This is a genomic window from Candidatus Methylomirabilota bacterium (genome assembly GCA_036005065.1).
GTDB lineage: Bacteria > Methylomirabilota > Methylomirabilia > Rokubacteriales > DASRDR01 > DASYQW01.
Window position 1 is genome coordinate 1 of sequence record DASYQW010000185.1, and the last position, 17,007, is coordinate 17,007.

The following is a 17,007-nucleotide window of genomic DNA, read 5'->3' on the forward strand; positions in this document are numbered from 1 at the left end:
GCCAGGCGCGCGGTGAGCGCGTGCACGCGGGCGGACGCGTGCGAATCGCGCGCCTGCGAGGCCATCGCCCCCGCCAGGCGCAGGCACTGCTCGACGACATCGCGATCCCCCAGCGCCGCGAAGGCCTCGGCCGCGCGCAGCACGCCGTCCACCGAGTCCTGCTGCCGAGCACGGAAGAGCGCCGCGAGGTACACGTTGCGGGCGCGCGCCTGGGCAGCGTGGCGCGTCACCGCCACCTGACCGACCCGCAGAGCGGCGTCGCCCACCGCCAGCATCCCGTCCCAGCGCCAGCTGCCGGCGGCGGCGACGTAGGCCTCGCGCCAGGCGCGCTCCGCCGCCCGCACGTCTCGCGCCGCGAGGGCCTCGTCCAGGATCCGCAGGTGGGTCGCCCAGGGCGCATCGTCGATCCGCCCGCTGTCCGGCAACCGATTGTCGGCCCCCTCCGCAGCCCCGAGTGTGGCGAGCGTGATCGTCGCCGCGACGATGAGGACGACACGACCCCCCGAGGTTCCAGCGCCTGGCCTCCGCTCTCTCATCATGGGCCTCCCGCTACCAGCCGTTTCGGAAGAGGGCGAGCAGAATCGGGATCAGCGTCAGCACGCACGCGACATAGCCGATCACGAAGGCGATCAGGTCGTCCCGAGCGGACCCCGATCCGACCGGCTGGCTCCGCGCCTCGGCGCGGGGCGCCGGCGGGCTCCACGTGCGGGGATCGAACCCTCGATCCTTCCAGGGACCTCCCATCACCCGTCCCTCCTTCCGCTGTTGTGTGAGGCCCGACCGGGCCGCGACACGCGAATAACGATGAGCAATGGCAATGCCACAGGGGAAAGGCTGTAGGAACAGGGACTTAGCATCCGGATCTTCATCGGGGGCTGGTGGTGGTGGCGGAATTTTCGGCAGTATTCGGCGGCGGCCGAGCCGGGGTAAGATACCGCCAACCCCATGAATCCCTTGCCGGAGCTGATCGGGGAGAGTCCGGGCATCCAGGCCGTCCGCCAGACGATCGGCCGGCTGCTCCAGCGTCACTCCGACGCCCGCCGTGTTCCTCCCATCCTCATCCAGGGGGAGACCGGCACCGGAAAGGGACTGCTCGCCCGGGCCATCCACGAGACCGGGCCTCGCAAGAGTGGCCCGTTCGTCGACGTCAACTGCGCGGCCATCCCCGAGACGCTCCTCGAGGCCGAGCTCTTCGGGTTCGAGCGCGGCGCGTTCACCGACGCCCGGAACGCGAAGCCCGGCCTGTTCCAGACCGCCCACCACGGGACCCTGTTCCTCGACGAGATCGGGCTCTTGCCGGAGGGCCTTCAGAGCAAGCTCCTGACCGTGATCGAGGAGCGCGCGGTGCGCCGGCTGGGCAGCACCCGGAACGAGCCGGTGGACGTCTGGATCATCACCGCGAGCAACGAGGACCTGGCCGTCGCCATCCAACGCGGACGGTTCCGCGAAGACCTCTACCACCGTCTCGCCGTCCTCACCCTGTGGCTTCCGCCGCTCCGCGACCGCAGCGAGGACATCCTGCGCCTCGCCGAGCACTTCCTCGCCCGGGCCTGCGCGGACTACGGCCTCCCGCCGAAAGCGCTGGACGCGGACGCCCGCACCCGGCTCCTCACCTACCGGTGGCCCGGGAACGTCCGGGAGCTCGCCAACACCATGGAGCGCGTCGCGCTTCTCAGCGAGGCCCGCCTGGTGACGGCAGAGACGCTGGGGCTGCCGGAGACGTCCGCCGTCGAGCCGCCCCGACCGGCGAGGACTCCGACCACCCAGGCGGCGGACATCGTCGAACGGATGGAGCGAGAGCGCGACGAGCTCCTCGCCGCGCTCGTGGAGACCAACTGGAACGTGTCGCGGGCCGCCGCCCGCCTGAGCGTCCCCCGGAATACGGTCCGCTACCGGATCGAGAAGTACGGGCTGCGCCCCGGCGCGGCCCCGGCGGCCCCGCGCCGGCGTCCGGTCGCGCCGGTGCCGTCCCCGCCCTCCCCGGTGGCCCCGGCGGTGACGGCGCCGTCGGCCGCCGCCCCGCCGGCGCCCGCGCCCGCCGGCGTGCGGTGGGAGCGGCGCCGCCTCGCGCTGCTCCGCGCCGGCCTGGACGTGCCGCCCGACACGGACCTTCTGCCCGACGCCACCCGCACGCTCGAGGCCCTGGTGGAGAAGATCGAGAGCTTCGGGGGACGAGTCGAGGAGCTGGCCCCGACGGGGATCGTCGCCGCGTTCGGGCTCGAACCCGTCGAGGACGCCCCGGCGCGCGCCGCCCACGCCGCGATGGCGATGCAGAAGGTCGCCGAGCGGACCCGGCGGGGCGCGGCCGAGCGCGGCGCGCTCCGTCTCGGCATCCACGCCGGGTGGTTCCTGATCGGCCAGGCGGCCGGCGCCGCCGAAATCGACCTGGACGCCAAGCGTGACGCGTGGGCCGTGCTCCAGGCCCTGGTGGCCGCGGCGCCGGCAGACGGCGTGCTGGTCAGCGGCGCCGCCGCCTCGTTCCTCGAGCGACGGTTCGGTCTGGTGCCGATCGGCGCGGTGGCGGGGGCCCAGGAGCCGGCGTTCCGGCTGGCCGGTCTCGAGCGCACGGAGTTCAAGCCGGGCGGATGGAGCACGCGGTTCGTCGGACGGCGTCACGATCTGGAGCTCCTCGAGAACCGGCTGGCTTCCGTGCTGGCCGGCCACGGCCAGGTCGTCGGCATCGCCGGTGAGGCCGGGATCGGCAAGTCGCGACTCCTCTTCGAATTCCGCCAAGGGCTCGCGGGCGCCGACATCCGGTACCTCGAAGGCCAGTGCCACTCCTACGGGAGCACCATCCCGTACCTGCCCGCGCTCGACGTCGTGCGGAGCGCCTGCGGGATCACCGAGGCCGACACCCCCGAGGCCATCGTCGAGAAGGCCCGGTCGGGCATCCATGATCTCGGCCTGGATCCCGAGGAGTCCGCCCCCTACCTTCTCCGGCTCCTGGGGGTGAAGGAGGGAACCGATCGTCTGGAGGTGTTCAGCCCGGAGGCGGTCAAGGCCCGGACCTTCGAGACGCTGCGCCACATGTGCCTCAGCGAGAGCCGCCGCCGGCCTCTCGTCCTCACGATCGAGAATCTCCACTGGATCGACACGACCTCGGAAGAGCTCATCACCTCCCTCGTGGAGGGCCTGGCCGTCGCGCGCATCCTCCTCCTCGTCACCCACCGGCCCGGATACCGGCCGCCGTGGATCGAGCGGTCATATGCGACGCAGATCGCCCTCCAGCCGCTCCCGGCCGGAGATAGCCTGACCATCGTCCAGTCGGTCCTTCAGACCAAGCACGTCCCCGAGGCCCTCGCGCAGATCATCGTCCGAAAGGCGGAGGGCAATCCGTTCTTCCTGGAGGAGCTGAGCCGGACCGTCGTCGAGTTCGGAAGCCTCCCGCCGGCGCTCGCGGTCCCCGACACCGTCCAGGAGGTCCTCCTCACGCGGATCGAGCGCCTCCCTGACGAGCCGAAGCGGCTCCTGCAGACGGCCTCCGTGCTCGGGCGCGAGGTGTCGCTGCGGCTCCTCGGAGCGATCTGGCAGAGCCCGCCGCCGCTGGAGGGGCCGCTCCGAGAGCTGACCCGGCTCGAGTTCCTGTACGAGCAGGACGGCGGCAAGGACCCCGTCTACGTCTTCAAGCACGCGCTCACGCGCGAGGTGGCGCGCGACAGCGTCCCGATCTCGCATCGGCTGGCCCTCCACGCGGCGGCCGGCCGGGCCCTGGAGACCCTGTACGCCGACCGGCTCGAGGAGGCCTCCGACCGGCTCGCGTACCACTACTCGAAAGCCAAGCAGGCCGACAAGGCGATCGCCTACCTCACGCGCTTTGCCGAGAAGGCGGCCCGGAGCTATGCCCACGTCGAGGCCGCCGCCGCGCTGACCGAAGGCCTGGCCCACGTCGATCGGCTGCCGGCGGAGACGCGGGACCGGACCGTCCTCGACCTCGCCCTGCGTCTGGCCCACTCGCTCTCGTTCCTGGGCCGTTTCCGCGAGATCCGGGACCTCCTGCTCGGCGAGCAGGGCCGGCTGGCCCGGCTCGAGGCTCCGGCTCTGGCTGGCCCGTATCATTTCTGGTTAGCCCACACCTACAGCCACCTCGGCGATCACGAGCGAGCGTCGCAGAGCGCCGAGCGCGCCCTCGAAGCCGCGGGACGCGCCGGCGATCCGGCGACGATGGGGCGCGCCTACGTCGTCCTGGCCCAGGAGAGCTACTGGTCCGGCCAGCCACTGCGGGGGGTCGAGCTCGGTGGGCGGGCGGCCGCGCTGCTCGAAGAGGCGGGGGACCGATGGTGGCTCGGCCTGGCCCACTGGGTGGTGGGGATCAACTACGTCATCATCGGAGACTTCGAGCAGGCGCTCGACGCCGAGACCCGCGCCCTCGCCATTGGCGACGCCATCGGCGATCCGCGGATCCAGAGCTACGCCACCTGGAGCACCGGCTGGATCCACGCCCTGACAGGCGAGTGGGAAGCCGGGATCGAGGCGTGCAACCGCGGGCTCGGGCGCTCTCCGGACCCGGTCAGCACGGCGGTCGCCCTCGGCCATCTCGGGTACATCTACCTGGAGAAGGGCGATCCCGCCGAGGCCATCCCCTTGCTCGAGCAGGCAGTCGCGGAGATGAGCCGATTCCAGTTTCGGCGGCTCGAGGGTCGCTTCACCACGTTCCTCGGCGAAGCCTACCTGCTGAACGGGGAGCTCGCGAAAGCGCGGGAGCTCGTACAGCGGGGGCTCGAGATCACCCGGCAGGCCCGCTACTGGTACGGGCTCGGCTGGGCTCAGCAAGTCCTGGGGCGGATCGCCCGTGCCGGTGGGCAGCTCACGGAGGCCGAGGCGCAGCTCACCGAGGCGCTCCAGACCTTCGCGACGATTCAGGCGCGCTTCATGACGGCCCGGACCCACCTGGCGCTGGCCGAGCTCGCCCACGCCCGCGGGAACTCCGAGGCCGCCGCCACCTATCTCCGGGGCGCGTACTCGGCGTTCCGAAGCCTGCGGGTCGGGCGGTACGTCGACCGCGCGGCCGCGCTCGCGCGCGAGCTCGCCATCGCGCTCCCCGACTGATCCCAGGAGGCCTCATGGCGATCCCGGCTCGACTGACCGGTCCTTCCAGCCGTGGTCGGCCCTGACAGTGAGGGCCTCACCCGCGGGGGTGACGCGAGGCGGCCCCGGCATGCCGGAGCCGCCCCGCGACCCTCCGGTCGGGGTCAATTGCAGGGTTTGTGAAGCTGAATGTTCCCGCCAGCCAAGGTGCCGCCGGCACCATAGCCATTGCTCAAGCTGATCACAAAGGTGTCGGAGTCGCGGCCCGGCTCGCGGTTATCCGCCACATCGACGGTATAGATGTAGCCGGCTACCCCGTTGACCTCGGCCTTTCCCGTGAACTGCCGGCTGGTGGCCCCGGTCGCCGAGTAGGCGGTGATGCTGGTCGCCTTCAGCTTCATCCCCGTGTTGTGATCGATGTAGGTCAGGTGGACCTCCGGCACCGTCGCGCCGTCCTTGAACCCGGCGTTGAAGCCGAAATTGGCCCGGCTGCTCGCCACGGTCACCCACCCGCCGCCGGTGACGAAGTCGTGGCACGGGCCCGAGGTGACCGGCGGCACGCAGTTGATATCACTCTTGGCGCTCGACAGGATCACCTCCGCGACACCCGGCACAATGAGATGGATGGCATTGACGCGGATTTCCCGATAGGTCCCGTTCACCGTCGTCGTTTGCTCGTTGATGATGAGCGTCGCCACTCCCGGTATCGTGACGGCGTAGTTGGCGGGAAAGCCCCCGGGGGGCACCTCGATCGTCTGGCCTCCGAAGGTGACCTCGGCGACTTCGGTCTCGCCTCGGACGCCCTCACACGTCGCCTCTGCCTCGGCTCGGACGAAGGAGGCCGTCAGCTGGGCCGGATGCCCGGGCAGCACGACGACGTTGGCCAGCGATGCCGAGCTGCTGGCCTTGCCACTCGCGCCGCTCGTTGAAGCCACCAGGACCTCGGCTCTCAGGACGCCGTCCAGCGTCGCCAGATTGAGGTCCCGGGTATCCAAGAGCGAGTCGGAGCGGAACCCGCCGCTGGGAGGGAGCTCACCGGTGTCGGAAATGAACAAGGGACCGGTGAGGCCGGTGTTGACGAAGGCCGCGAAGGCCCGGCCGCTAAAGGTCGTCGTCGCCTGGGCCGGAGCAGCCCAAGCGAGCCCCGCGAACAGCACGAGCAGTGCCGCGCAGGCGTGTCTCAAGTACCGCGCGCTGAGGTTCATGGCAATGTACCTCCTTGGGGCGAGGACTTTGACGAGCGGTCACGGCAACGACGGGCGATCACCGCAAACGACCGGCCGCTCGCGGCTCGGGACATGGATCGGGACGTAACATGGCGTCAAGGCAGGAGGTGCGAGGAAGCCGCCTCATCGCCCCTGGATGAGACGGCGCCGCATTGCCGCGGCACCCTCGAGGGGTTTCGCTCGGTTTTTCCGCCGGTTTCCGGGTGCCGCAGCGCTGCGGCGTTCGCTGGTAGGTTAGCCGACAGTCAGGCCATGCTTCCGCATGAGCCGCTGGAGCGTGGAGCGATAAATCCCCAGCGCCTTCGCCGTCTGGGTCACGTTTGCGCCGTGCTCGCGGAGAGCCTTTTCGAGGAAGTCTCTTTCCAGCCGCTCGAGCGTCTTCTCCTTCCATTCGTGGAACCGGTACCGGTCGTGACGTTCGGCGCCTTTGATGACGGCTTCGGGAAGGTCGTCGGGCATGATGAGCGGCCCTTTGGCGTAGGCGACCGCCCGCTCCACGGCATTCTTCAACTCCCGGACGGTCCCGGGCCAGTCGTACCGGGTCAGGAGCTCCATGGCGGCGCGCGCGATGCCGACGATCTCCTTGCCGTACTGCGCCGCACACGCTTCCCAAAAATGCGTCGCGAGGAGGGGGATGTCCTCCCGCCGTTCCCGTAACGGGGGGACCCGGATCTGGAGCACATCGAGCCGGAAAAAGAGGTCTTCTCGAAACCGTCCCTTTCGCATCTCCTCCTGGATGTCGCGGTTAGTCGCCGCCATGAAGCGAACGTCGGTTGGGATCGGTTGCCTGCCGGCGAGGCGTCGGACCGCGCGCTCCTCCAACGCGCGCAGGAGCTTGGCCTGGAGGTGGGGGCTCAGTTCGCACACCTCGTCGAGGAAGACACTGCCTCCGTCAGCGGTTTCGAGGAGCCCCTTCTTGGACACCTCCGCTCCGGTGAAGGCACCTCGCTCGTAGCCGAACAGCTCCGCTTCGAGCAGGTTCTCGGGAATCGCGGCGCAGTTAATCGCGAGAAAAGGCATGCGTTCACGCCGGCTCTGGTTGTGAATCGCCCGGGCCACCAGTTCCTTCCCGGACCCGCTTTCACCGAGGATCAGAACGTTCGCGTCCACCAGGGCCGCCATCCGAATGTCGGCGAACAGCTTGAGCAGCGCCTTGGCCTGTCCGACCATGCCGCTCAGGCTCAACGATCCGCGGAGCCGGCTTCGCAGGAGGCCATGGGCCTCCTGCGCCTTCCGCTTCTCGAGCGAGTCCGCGACGACCGACAGGAGCTGGGCGGCCGAGAAGGGTTTCAGCAGGTAATCGGAGGCCGTGAACTTCATGGCCGCCACTGCCGTCTCCACCGTTGGAAAGCCCGTGATGAGGATCACGATGGTCTCCGGATCGGCCTCCTTGGCGACCCTGAGGACGTCCAGGCCGCCCATCCTCCCCATCTTCAGGTCCGTGATCACGACGTCGATGAGGGACGTGCGGAGCACTGCCTCGGCACTCGGCCCGGAACCGGCCTTGACCACCTCATAACCGGCCTTCTGGACAATGTCGGCGCAGAGTTCGAGGAAAGAGGGATCGTCGTCGACGACCAGGACGCGCTCCGCCATCAGCGCCCTCCTTGTCGGTCGCGCCTGACCCGGCCCGCGCATCGAGGTACGACCTTGCGACAGTCGAGGGTAGGTAGCACCTATTCTATTACGTTTTGGGCTGGCGGTAGACCCTACAAAACCCCTTCGGACCCCGGGCGTGCGGGGCGCCTCCCGGGAGCTCCGAGCGGGGCGAGCGGGGGCGACGGATGGTACGTTCAAATTGACATGGCGCGGGATCTTGCGCACAGTGGCACGCCAGGGAGAAACGTCATGCGGACACCGGCCCGACTGACGACGGTCGCGGTCATCGGCAACGGCATCATCGGTCACGGCGTGGCCCAGATCTTCGCCGTCGCCGGCACTCCGGTCCGCCTCATCGGACGGCGTCAGCCGAGCCTGGATGGGGCCCTCGAGAAGATCCGGCAGAGCCTCGGCCAGTTCGAGGCGCGGGGGCTCATCGCCCCGGCCGACGCCCGCGCCGCGCTCGGCTGCATCCGGACGGCCACCGCCCTCGACGCCGCCGCCGGCGCCGACCTGGTGATCGAGGCCGTCACCGAAGACCTGCCGCTCAAGCACGCCATCTTCGAGCGACTCGACCGCCTGTGCCCCCCGCCCGCCATTCTCGCCTCCTCCAGCGGCCAGCCGGCGAGCCGCCTGGTCGCTCGCGTCGCGCGGCGCGAGCGGGTCGTGGCGGCCCACTTCTGGAACCCGCCCCAGCTCATCCCGCTGGTCGAGGTCTGCGCCGGGCCCGAGACCGATCCCGCCGTCGTCCCCTGGGTCTGCGACGTGCTCCGGGCGGTGGGAAAGCAGCCGGTCGTCCTCGAGCGCGAGATCGACGGCTTCATCGGGAACCGACTCCAGTTCGCGCTGCTGCGCGAGGCCCTGGCCCTCTGGGCCGCCGGCGTCGCCTCGGCCGAGGCGATCGACCTGGCGGTGAAGACGAGCTTCGGCCGGCGCCTGGCGGTGACCGGCCCGCTGGAGTCGGCCGACGTGGGCGGACTCGACACCATGCACGCCTTCGCGGCCTTTCTGTTCCCGAGCCTCGACACGAGCGCCGAGCCACCCCGACCGATGGGCGACCTCGTCGACCAGGGACACCGGGGCCTCCCGACCGGGCGGGGGATCTACGACTGGTCGACCCGCGACGGCAGGGCCCTGGTGGCGGCGCGGGTCGAGGGCCTCTTCCGCCACCTCGAGCGCGGAGAATAGCCAGATGGCGCTGGACCTCGTGATCCGCGGCGGGCGGGTGGTCACCCCGCAGGGCGTCGGCGAGTGGGACGTCGGGGTGGCCGGGGAGCGCATCGCGGCGGTCGCCGAGGCGGGCACGCTGCCGACCGACCAGGCGCGCGTCCTCGACGCGTCGGGGCTGGTGGTCGTGCCGGGCGGGGTCGAGCCGCACACGCATCTCGCCCACGCGATCCGCACCCAGCCCGACGAGCCGGGGCTGACCCTCGGGCCCGAGGACGACACGCGCGGGATGGCCTGGGGCGGGACCACGACCCACATCGACTTCTGCTTCGTCCGGCCGGGGATGGAGATCGCCGAGGCGATCGAGCTGCGCCGGGCGCGCTGGACGGGGAACTCGTACGTGGACTACGCCTTCCACGTGACGCTCTCCGGCCCCCTGCCGCCCCGCACCTTCGAGCAGATCCCGGAAGCCGTCCAGGCCGGCTATCCGAGCTTCAAGGTCTTCACCACGGACATCCTGCCGCCTCACCCCAAGCGCCCGACCTTTCGCCTGGACTTCGGCCGGATCCAGCTCGCGATGGAGCGGGCGGCCCGGCACGGGGGGCTCATGGTCGTCCACGGCGAGGACGACGAGCTCGTCCAGTTCAACTACGAGCGCTTCCGGGCCGAAGGGCGGATGGACGCGGCGAACATGCACCTCGTGCACACCAAGCTCTCGGAGCTCCTGGCCTTCCGCCGGACGATCGCGCTCGCGCGGACGACGGGCGCCGCGGTGTACTTCGTCCACACCTCGGCCCGCGAGGGAGTCGCCGAGGTCGCCGAGGCGCGGGCGGCCGGGCGGCCGGTCTACGCGGAGACCCTCCACCAGTACGCCTGCTTCGACGCCGAGCATTACAAGGCCCCGCGCGGGCTCTGCGCCCACACCTATCCCTCGCTCAAGCTGCCCGAGGACCGCGAAGCGCTCTGGCGGGGTCTGGTGGACGATGGCGTCTCGACGCTGGCCACCGACGAGTACCCCACGTCGCTGGCCCTGAAGCTGCGCGGCCGGACGATCGAAGACGTCACGGGGGGCAACGTCGGGGCCGAGGCGCGGCTCGGCATCGCGTTCACCGAAGGCGTGGTCAAGCGAGGGATGTCCCTCGAGCGCTTCGCCGCGATCACCGCCACCAACGCCGCGCGGATCTTCGGCCTCTACCCCCGGAAGGGCGTCATCGCGCCGGGGAGCGACGCCGACCTCGCGCTGATCGACCCCGGCGTGCGGAAGACCCTGACCCGGGACGACTTCCACGTCACCGACTACAGCCCCTGGGAGGGCTGGGAGGTCGCGGGCTGGCCGGTGGTCACCGTCCTGCGCGGCCGGATGCTGGCCGAGCACGGGCGGCTCGCCGCCGATCCGCCCGGAGGCCGGCTGGTCGCCCGGAAGATCGAGCCGGCGGTCCTCGAGCGCCCGATCTGCTGATCAGCGGAGGGGAGCCGGCATGGCGAAGGTCCTGGTGCGCGACGACGGTCCGGTGCGGGTCCTCACCCTGAACCGCCCGGAGGTCCACAACTGCGTCGACGGCGAGACCGCCACGCATCTCGCCGAGGCGATCCAGGCGTTCGCAGCGGACGCGGGGGCGCACGTCCTCGTCATCACCGGCGCCGGCCAGAAGGCCTTCTGCTCCGGCGCCGACCTCAAGAACCTCACGTCGCTCCTCGGGCACGACTGGGTCGAGCGGGCGGGACCGATGGGGTTCGCGCGCCTGGACCCGGGAAAGCCCACGCTGGCCGCCGTCAACGGCTACTGCTTCGCGGGCGGCCTCGAGCTGGCGGCCTGGTGCGACTTCCGGATCGCGGCGGCCAACGCCGAGTTCGGCGCCCTCAACCGCCGCTGGGGTGTGCCCTTCGCCGACGGCGGAACCCTGCGCTTCGCGCGCATCGTGGGTCAGGGGAACGCGCTCTGGCTCGTCGAGACGGGAGTCCGGATCGACGCCCAGCGGGCGCTCGCCATCGGCCTCGTCCAGGAGGTGGTGGCGACCGGCCAGGCGCTCGCGCGCGCCCTGGAGGTCGCGCGCCGGGTCGCGGAGTATCCGCAGGCGAGCCTGCGGGCCGACCGGACCGCCACCCTCGCGACCTGGGGCCTGTCGCTTGCCGAGGGGCTCCGGCTCGAGGCCGAGACGTGCCTGCCCACGGCCGGCGATCCCGAGATGGCGAAGGGCCTCGCGCGCTTCACCGGGCCCGATCGGCCGGAGGCGCCCCGGCCGACATAGCTGCGGCAACCGGAGGCCGCGGACGGCTCACGGTCAGCCCCGTGCCGCCGAGTGGCCCGTAGGCATGATTGCAACCCCTCGGCGCTCGCAGTAAGTTTAACGGAAGAGCGTGTGATGGCAGCGTGGCTCCGGATCCTGGTCGCGGTCCTGTTCCCGATGCTGGCGGGGCTGCCGGCCTCCGCCGAGCTCGTGTTGCCGCCCGGCTTCACGGCGCAGGTCTACGTGACCGGCCATGGCTTCGACGGCGGCGCCGACCGGGGGGGCGGGCGCGGCATCCCCGCCACCGCCACCCTCGGCTTCGACCAGTCGGGCGCGCTCTATCTGGCGAAGGCGGGCGCCCGGTTCCGCCAGGGTGAGGAGATCGAGGACCTCGCCTCCGTCTACCGCATCCCCGCCGGGGGCGCCCGGCTGACGCCGGAGACCGAGTCGCGCTACTTCCACGGGCCGCCGCTGCGGAACCCGCAGATCGGGGCCGTCCGCGGGCGGGGCGAGGTCTTCGTCACCACCTACGATCGCGAGCGGAAGACCGGCGCCGTCTACCGGATGATCGATGGGCGCCCCGTGCTCCTGGCCGGCGGCACGCCGCCGCGCGGGTCGCCGCCGCTCTTCAAGCAGCCGGAGGGCGTGGCCGTCGACGCTCCCGGGAACATCTACGTCGCCGATCGCGAGCAGGGCCTCGTCGCGCGGCTCGATCCGACCGGCAAGGTGCTCGATGCCCGGTACCTGAGCGTCCTGCGGCCGCGGACGCTGGCGCTCGACGAGAAGGGTCAGCTCTGGATCGGGGGCGACGGCACCGCCGAGACCCCGTTCCAGGACGGCACGGGACAGATCTGGCGGGCCAGCCCCGAGGGGACCCTCAGCCTGCTGGTGGAAGGCCCCTTGCCGGCCGGGATGAGCCTCGGTCCCGGCGGGTCGCTCTTCGTCGCCCAGCGGCGGACGGGCAACGTGTTCGCCGTGACGGCGGAGGGCAAGCGGATCGCCTTCGCCAGCGCGACCGAGGACACCATCCTCCGGGCTCTCGGCTTCGCGCCGGTCACCCCGGAGACCCGCCGGGCTGGCATCGCCGGCGATCTCTTCGTGATCGCCGTGTCCCGGCGGGTGTGGACGATCAACGAGGTGCTCCGCATCTCGGGGCCCTTCGACGAGTTCGTCCGCCGCGCGAGCCCCTGATCACCCCGCCCGGAGCCGGGAACCTCTCGAGCGGCCGCGGCTTGACGACCGCCCCGCCCGGTCCGTAGACTCCTGGGACATCTTCGGACCCTGACCCGACGCCCCGCTCCCCGGGCGTCGGCCCACCCCGCGCCACGAGAGGAGGACTCCATGCGGGCGACGCGGTCTCGTCCCCTCCGGCACCTCTGCCCGATCTGGCTGCCGGTCGCGATCCTGGGCATCGTCTCGGTATCCGGCGCGGCCGCCCCCGGCCTGGAGGTCGGCGGCTTCGCCGGTCTGGCCGATCCCACGCCGGCCGAGTCGAGCGGGCCCGCGATCCCGGTGATCAACATTCGCTTCAAGGGGTTCACCCGCACGACGGGCGGCGGGTTCCTCCCCCTCGACCCGGACGCCGCCGTCAGCCGGACCCGGGTGCTCCACACGGTCAACTCGGCCATCGCGCTGTACACACCCACCGGCACCCTTCTGCAGCGGCTTCCGCTCAACACGTTCTTCCCCGCCGATCCGACCCTGGGAACCGTCTTCGACCCCCAGATCGAATGGGACCCGAAAAGCCAGCGCTTCTTCTTCGCCGGGCTCCAGATGGCCGGGACGACCGCCGCCAACGGGCGCTCCCGCCTCCTGTTCGGGGTTTCCCGGAGCTCCGGGCCGTCCAGCCTCGGACGCGGGAACTTCTGCTTCTACTCGTTCGAGGCGAAGCTCAACGGCACCGACCCCGTGCGGGCGAGCTTCGCGAGCCACCTCGCCGGGATCGGTCTCGGCGAGAACCGGCTGGTCTTCAGCGTCGACAACAGCCGGTTCAGCAACCGCTCCGTCCGAGACGGCCACCTCTTCAACTTCGCGAAGTCCCCGTTCCTGAACACCGGGGCCGGCTGTCCCCGCCTGCCCTCGTTCCAGCGGTTCGACTTCGGCTCGGGACAGGTCTCGCTTCAGCCGTTCTCGGCGCCGGTGTTCCCGACCCCGGTCGGGAACTTGACCTCGCCCGTCTTCTTCGCCAGCACCCTGCCCCAGGGGGGGAACCAGCTCAACACGTTCCTGCTGGCGGGCTCCCCGGGCAACGTCTTCCGACAGACGCTCACCGTGCCCCAGTTCTACTCCCCCCCGATCTTCTCGCCTCAGCGGGGGAGCAACGTCCGATTGTTCTCCGGCAACACGAGCGTCACCGGCGCCACCTTCAACTTCGCGGACACGCCGTTCGGGCGCTTCGCTTACGGCACGGCGGTGGCGACGACCCGGTGCGGCACTCGCAACTGCATCGACTACTACCGGATGGACTTCCGCGTCGACCCGTCCGTCTTCGCGCGGCTCGACCAGCAGCTTCGCGTCGACGGCGGCGCCAACAACTTCTTCTCGTTCCCCAGCGTCGCCGAGACCCCGTCAGGAAAGTCGTATCTGACCTACACTCAGACCGGCCCCACCCTCTTCCCGCAGGGGGTGGGCACGACCAAGCCCTTCTTCGGATCGACCTTCGAGCCGCCGTTCCGCATCACCCCGGCCGGCACGACGGCGATCCCGTTCGCCTCGGGACTGGGACGCCGGACCTTCGCCCAGCGCGACCCGCTCGACGCGCAGCGCCTCTGGGTCGGCGGGCTGGCCAGCGAGTTCCAGAACCCCAGGGTATTCCTCGTGCAGCTGGATTTGAGATACTGATCCCGGAGGGCAGCAAAGCCCCGTGGCCGGTCTGAGCGGCGCCCGAAGCGGGCTATACTGATCGAAGCATGTCGCGTACCCCGTGGCCGCCCAGCCGTGACCGCACCCCCCGCGCCTCCCGTCTTCCATGGCCGGCCCTCGCCGTCCTGGTCACGCTCGTCCTCCTCGTCCTGGCCGGCGTGCTGGCGAGCCCGGCCCAGTCCCCGGCGCCGACCCCCTCGCCGGGGGCCACGTTCACCGCCGGGATCCGGGAGACCACCCTGCCCAACGGCCTCAAGGTCCTGACCAAGGAGGTCCGCAGCGCGCCGGTCGTCAGCTTCAGCGTCTGGTACAAGGTCGGCTCGCGGAACGAGCACACCGGGATCACCGGCGTCTCCCACCTCCTCGAGCACATGATGTTCAAGGGCACCAAGCGGTACGCCGTCGGCGAGATCGCCCGGACGCTCTTCCTCAACGGCGCCGCCTTCAACGCGAGCACCTACTACGACTGGACCAACTACTGGGAGACGATCGCCTCGGACCGCCTGGAGCTGGCGATGGCCATCGAGGCGGACCGCATGGCCCACAGCCGGATCGACAAGACGGACCTCGACGCCGAGATGACGGTCGTCCGCAGCGAGCTGGAGGGCGGCGAGAACAATCCCGGTCGGCTCTTGTGGCAGGCAGTGGCGGCCACGGCCTTCCAGGCTCATCCCTACCACTGGCCGGTCATCGGCTGGCGGAGCGACGTGGAGAACGTGCCGCGCGACGCCATCCACCACTACTACAAGACCCACTACGGACCGAACACCGCCACGGTGGTGATCGTGGGGGACGTCGACGCCGCCGAGGCCCTCCGGCTGGTCGGCAAGCACTTCGGCCCGCTCGCCCGGATCCCCGTCCCGCCGCCCGTCTACACGGCCGAGCCGCCCCAGCGCGGGGAGCGACGCGTGACCGTCCGCCGGGCCGGGTCGCTGCCGATGGTGATGACGGCCTACAAGGGCCCGGCGGCAAGCCATCCCGACTTCTACGCCCTCGACGTCCTCGCGATGGTGCTGGGCGAGGGGCGCACCAGCCGGCTCTACCAGGGGCTGGTCGAGAAGCAGCTCGCCTCCAGCGCCGACGCCGGCGCGCCGAGCCTGAAGGACCCCTTCCTGATCTACCTGAGCGCCACCGCCCGCCCGGGCGTTCCGGCCGAGAAGCTCGAGGCCGCGCTCCTCGAGGAGGTCGAGCGCGTGAAGGCGGCGCCCATCACCGACGAGGAGCTCGCCCGCGCCACCAGGCGGATCGAGGCCGACTTCGTCTTTCAGACCGATAGCGTGAGCGCCCAGGCCCGACAGATCGGCTACTGGGCCATGGTCGACGACTGGCGCTACCTGGCGACGTACCTCGACCGCATCCGGGCGTTGACGCCGGCCGGCATCCAGGCGATCGCCCGGAAGTACCTCGTGCCCGATGCGCGGACGGTGGGCTACTTCATCCCCACCACCGAGGGCGGTGAGGCGGCGCCCCCGCCCAAGGAAGCCTCGGCCCGGGTGGAGAAGCCGCGGCGCGGCGATCGGCTGATCCCGCTGCCCAAGCCCTCGAAGACCGCCCCCGTCAGCCGCCAGATCGCCCGGTTCACGCTGGACAACGGCATCCGCGTGGTCGTGCAGGAGAACCCGGCCAACCCGACGCTGGCCCTTCGCGCCAGCGTCCCGGCCGGCAGCATCGTGGAGCCCCGGGACACGCCGGGGCTGGCCTCGCTCACGGCGTCCATGCTGACCCGAGGGACGGCGACGCGGAGCGCGCTCGAGTTCGCGACGGTCCTGGAGAACGTCGGGGCCCGCCTCGACGCGACTGCCAACACGCTGACGACCATGATCTCCGGCCGCGCTCAGAGCAAGGACTTCGAGCTCGTGCTGGATCTCCTGGCCGACATGCTCACGCGGCCCGCCTTCCCGGCGGAGGACCTGGAGCGGCTCAAGGGACGGGCTCTGGCGGGCCTGTCCCAGGAGAAGACCAGCCCGGACCGTCTGGCGAGCCGGGCGTTCGAGCGGGCGATCTATCCTCCCGGCCATCCGCTCCGCGCGGTGACCGTCGAGGAGGCGGAAGAGGCGATCAAGCGAGCGACCCGGGAGGACCTCGAGCAGTTCTACCGCCGGCAGTACGGCCCCGATCGGATGATCCTGGTGGTGACCGGGGATGTGAAGGCGGACCGCGTGCGCCAGGGGCTCGCGGCGCGGCTCGGCGCCTGGCCGCGGAATCCCCAGGCCACGCCGCTCCCGGCCCCGGACGTGCCGCTCCAGGACAAGCCCGAGACCCTGGTCATCCGGGTTCCGGACAGGAGCCAGACGGCCATCCTGTGGGGTCACGCCGGCGGGCTCCGGCGCAGCGACCCGGACTTCTACGCGACCCAGGTCCTGAACCTGATCCTGGGCGGCGCCGGCGCGCTCAACAGCCGTCTCGGCAACATCATCCGCGACGAGCAGGGCCTCGCCTACAACGTCTACAGCTTCTTCGACGCCAACCTCTACCCGGGCCCCTTCGAGGCGGCCCTCGGCACGAACCCGGCGAACGCGCGGAAGGCGATCGGGAGCCTGGAGGCGGAGATCCGCCGCATGCGGGAGAAGGGCGCCACCCAGCGCGAGCGCGACGAGGCGGTCGCCTACCTGACCGGGCGGTTCCCCTTGCGGCTCGAGACCAACGTCGGCATGGCGGAGATCCTGTGGGCCGTCGAGTTCTACAGCCTGGGGTCGGACTACATCGACCGCTACGGGGACCACTACCGCGCCGTCACGGTGGCGCAGGTGAACGAGGCGGCCCGAAAGCACCTCCACCCTGACCGGGCCACCCTGATCGTCGCCGGCACCGTATCGGAGGAGCCGGTGCGCTAGGTCATTTCGGGGGGGTCTCGGAAGACCCCCCGAGGCCCCCCCGTCGTGGCGGCGGCGAAGCCGCCG

The 17,007-nt window shown here is 71.0% G+C and carries 11 protein-coding genes; 7 read left to right on the plus strand and 4 right to left on the minus strand.

What is annotated here, in order from left to right:
* A partial coding sequence (locus VGW35_13550; GenBank protein ID HEV8308681.1) for a hypothetical protein occupies positions 1 to 539 on the minus strand: 539 nt, incomplete at its 3' end.
* A 10-nt stretch (positions 540 to 549) separates the two neighbouring features.
* Complete coding sequence (locus VGW35_13555) at positions 550 to 744, minus strand: hypothetical protein (protein ID HEV8308682.1); 195 nt, start codon at positions 742 to 744, stop codon at positions 550 to 552.
* A 201-nt stretch (positions 745 to 945) separates the two neighbouring features.
* Here VGW35_13555 and VGW35_13560 point away from each other — a divergent pair, with 201 nt between their 5' ends.
* Positions 946 to 5,046: a sigma 54-interacting transcriptional regulator gene (locus VGW35_13560; protein HEV8308683.1), complete on the plus strand. Its 4,101-nt coding sequence runs from the start codon at positions 946 to 948 to the stop codon at positions 5,044 to 5,046.
* 143 nt (positions 5,047 to 5,189) lie between these two features.
* Here the strand turns inward: VGW35_13560 and VGW35_13565 are convergent, their stop codons facing one another.
* Both VGW35_13565 and VGW35_13570 read right to left on the minus strand, forming a co-directional pair.
* Positions 5,190 to 6,230: a choice-of-anchor P family protein gene (locus tag VGW35_13565; protein ID HEV8308684.1), complete on the minus strand. Its 1,041-nt coding sequence runs from the start codon at positions 6,228 to 6,230 to the stop codon at positions 5,190 to 5,192.
* A gap of 255 nt (positions 6,231 to 6,485) precedes the next feature.
* Positions 6,486 to 7,847: a sigma-54 dependent transcriptional regulator gene (locus VGW35_13570; GenBank protein ID HEV8308685.1), complete on the minus strand. Its 1,362-nt coding sequence runs from the start codon at positions 7,845 to 7,847 to the stop codon at positions 6,486 to 6,488.
* Positions 7,848 to 8,099: 252 nt separating this feature from the next.
* Here VGW35_13570 and VGW35_13575 point away from each other — a divergent pair, with 252 nt between their 5' ends.
* The 6 genes from VGW35_13575 to VGW35_13600 all read left to right on the plus strand — a co-directional run bounded on the left by VGW35_13575 (position 8,100) and on the right by VGW35_13600 (position 16,941).
* The gene (locus VGW35_13575; GenBank protein HEV8308686.1) at positions 8,100 to 9,038 is read left to right on the plus strand and encodes a 3-hydroxyacyl-CoA dehydrogenase family protein; all 939 of its coding nucleotides are present in this window, start codon (positions 8,100 to 8,102) and stop codon (positions 9,036 to 9,038) included.
* A 4-nt stretch (positions 9,039 to 9,042) separates the two neighbouring features.
* The gene (locus VGW35_13580) at positions 9,043 to 10,476 is read left to right on the plus strand and encodes an amidohydrolase family protein (GenBank protein HEV8308687.1); all 1,434 of its coding nucleotides are present in this window, start codon (positions 9,043 to 9,045) and stop codon (positions 10,474 to 10,476) included.
* Positions 10,477 to 10,495: 19 nt separating this feature from the next.
* Entirely contained in the window at positions 10,496 to 11,266 is a 771-nt protein-coding gene (locus VGW35_13585) for an enoyl-CoA hydratase-related protein (GenBank protein HEV8308688.1), read from the plus strand.
* Positions 11,267 to 11,380: 114 nt separating this feature from the next.
* Entirely contained in the window at positions 11,381 to 12,436 is a 1,056-nt protein-coding gene (locus tag VGW35_13590; protein HEV8308689.1) for a hypothetical protein, read from the plus strand.
* 150 nt (positions 12,437 to 12,586) lie between these two features.
* The gene (locus tag VGW35_13595) at positions 12,587 to 14,086 is read left to right on the plus strand and encodes a hypothetical protein (GenBank protein HEV8308690.1); all 1,500 of its coding nucleotides are present in this window, start codon (positions 12,587 to 12,589) and stop codon (positions 14,084 to 14,086) included.
* Between the two features lie 68 nt (positions 14,087 to 14,154).
* Positions 14,155 to 16,941, plus strand: a complete 2,787-nt coding sequence (locus VGW35_13600; GenBank protein ID HEV8308691.1) for a pitrilysin family protein — start codon at positions 14,155 to 14,157, stop codon at positions 16,939 to 16,941.
* Positions 16,942 to 17,007 lie beyond the last annotated feature (66 nt).

Coding starts and splice junctions, on each gene's coding strand:
- VGW35_13590 (HEV8308689.1), top strand. CDS start 11,381: ATGGCAGCGTGGCTCCGGATCCTGGTCGCGGTCCTGTTCCCGATGCTG.
- VGW35_13555 (HEV8308682.1), bottom strand. CDS start 744: ATGGGAGGTCCCTGGAAGGATCGAGGGTTCGATCCCCGCACGTGGAGC.
- VGW35_13600 (HEV8308691.1), top strand. CDS start 14,155: ATGTCGCGTACCCCGTGGCCGCCCAGCCGTGACCGCACCCCCCGCGCC.
- VGW35_13595 (HEV8308690.1), top strand. CDS start 12,587: ATGCGGGCGACGCGGTCTCGTCCCCTCCGGCACCTCTGCCCGATCTGG.
- VGW35_13580 (HEV8308687.1), top strand. CDS start 9,043: ATGGCGCTGGACCTCGTGATCCGCGGCGGGCGGGTGGTCACCCCGCAG.
- VGW35_13570 (HEV8308685.1), bottom strand. CDS start 7,847: ATGGCGGAGCGCGTCCTGGTCGTCGACGACGATCCCTCTTTCCTCGAA.
- VGW35_13585 (HEV8308688.1), top strand. CDS start 10,496: ATGGCGAAGGTCCTGGTGCGCGACGACGGTCCGGTGCGGGTCCTCACC.
- VGW35_13565 (HEV8308684.1), bottom strand. CDS start 6,230: ATGAACCTCAGCGCGCGGTACTTGAGACACGCCTGCGCGGCACTGCTC.
- VGW35_13560 (HEV8308683.1), top strand. CDS start 946: ATGAATCCCTTGCCGGAGCTGATCGGGGAGAGTCCGGGCATCCAGGCC.
- VGW35_13575 (HEV8308686.1), top strand. CDS start 8,100: ATGCGGACACCGGCCCGACTGACGACGGTCGCGGTCATCGGCAACGGC.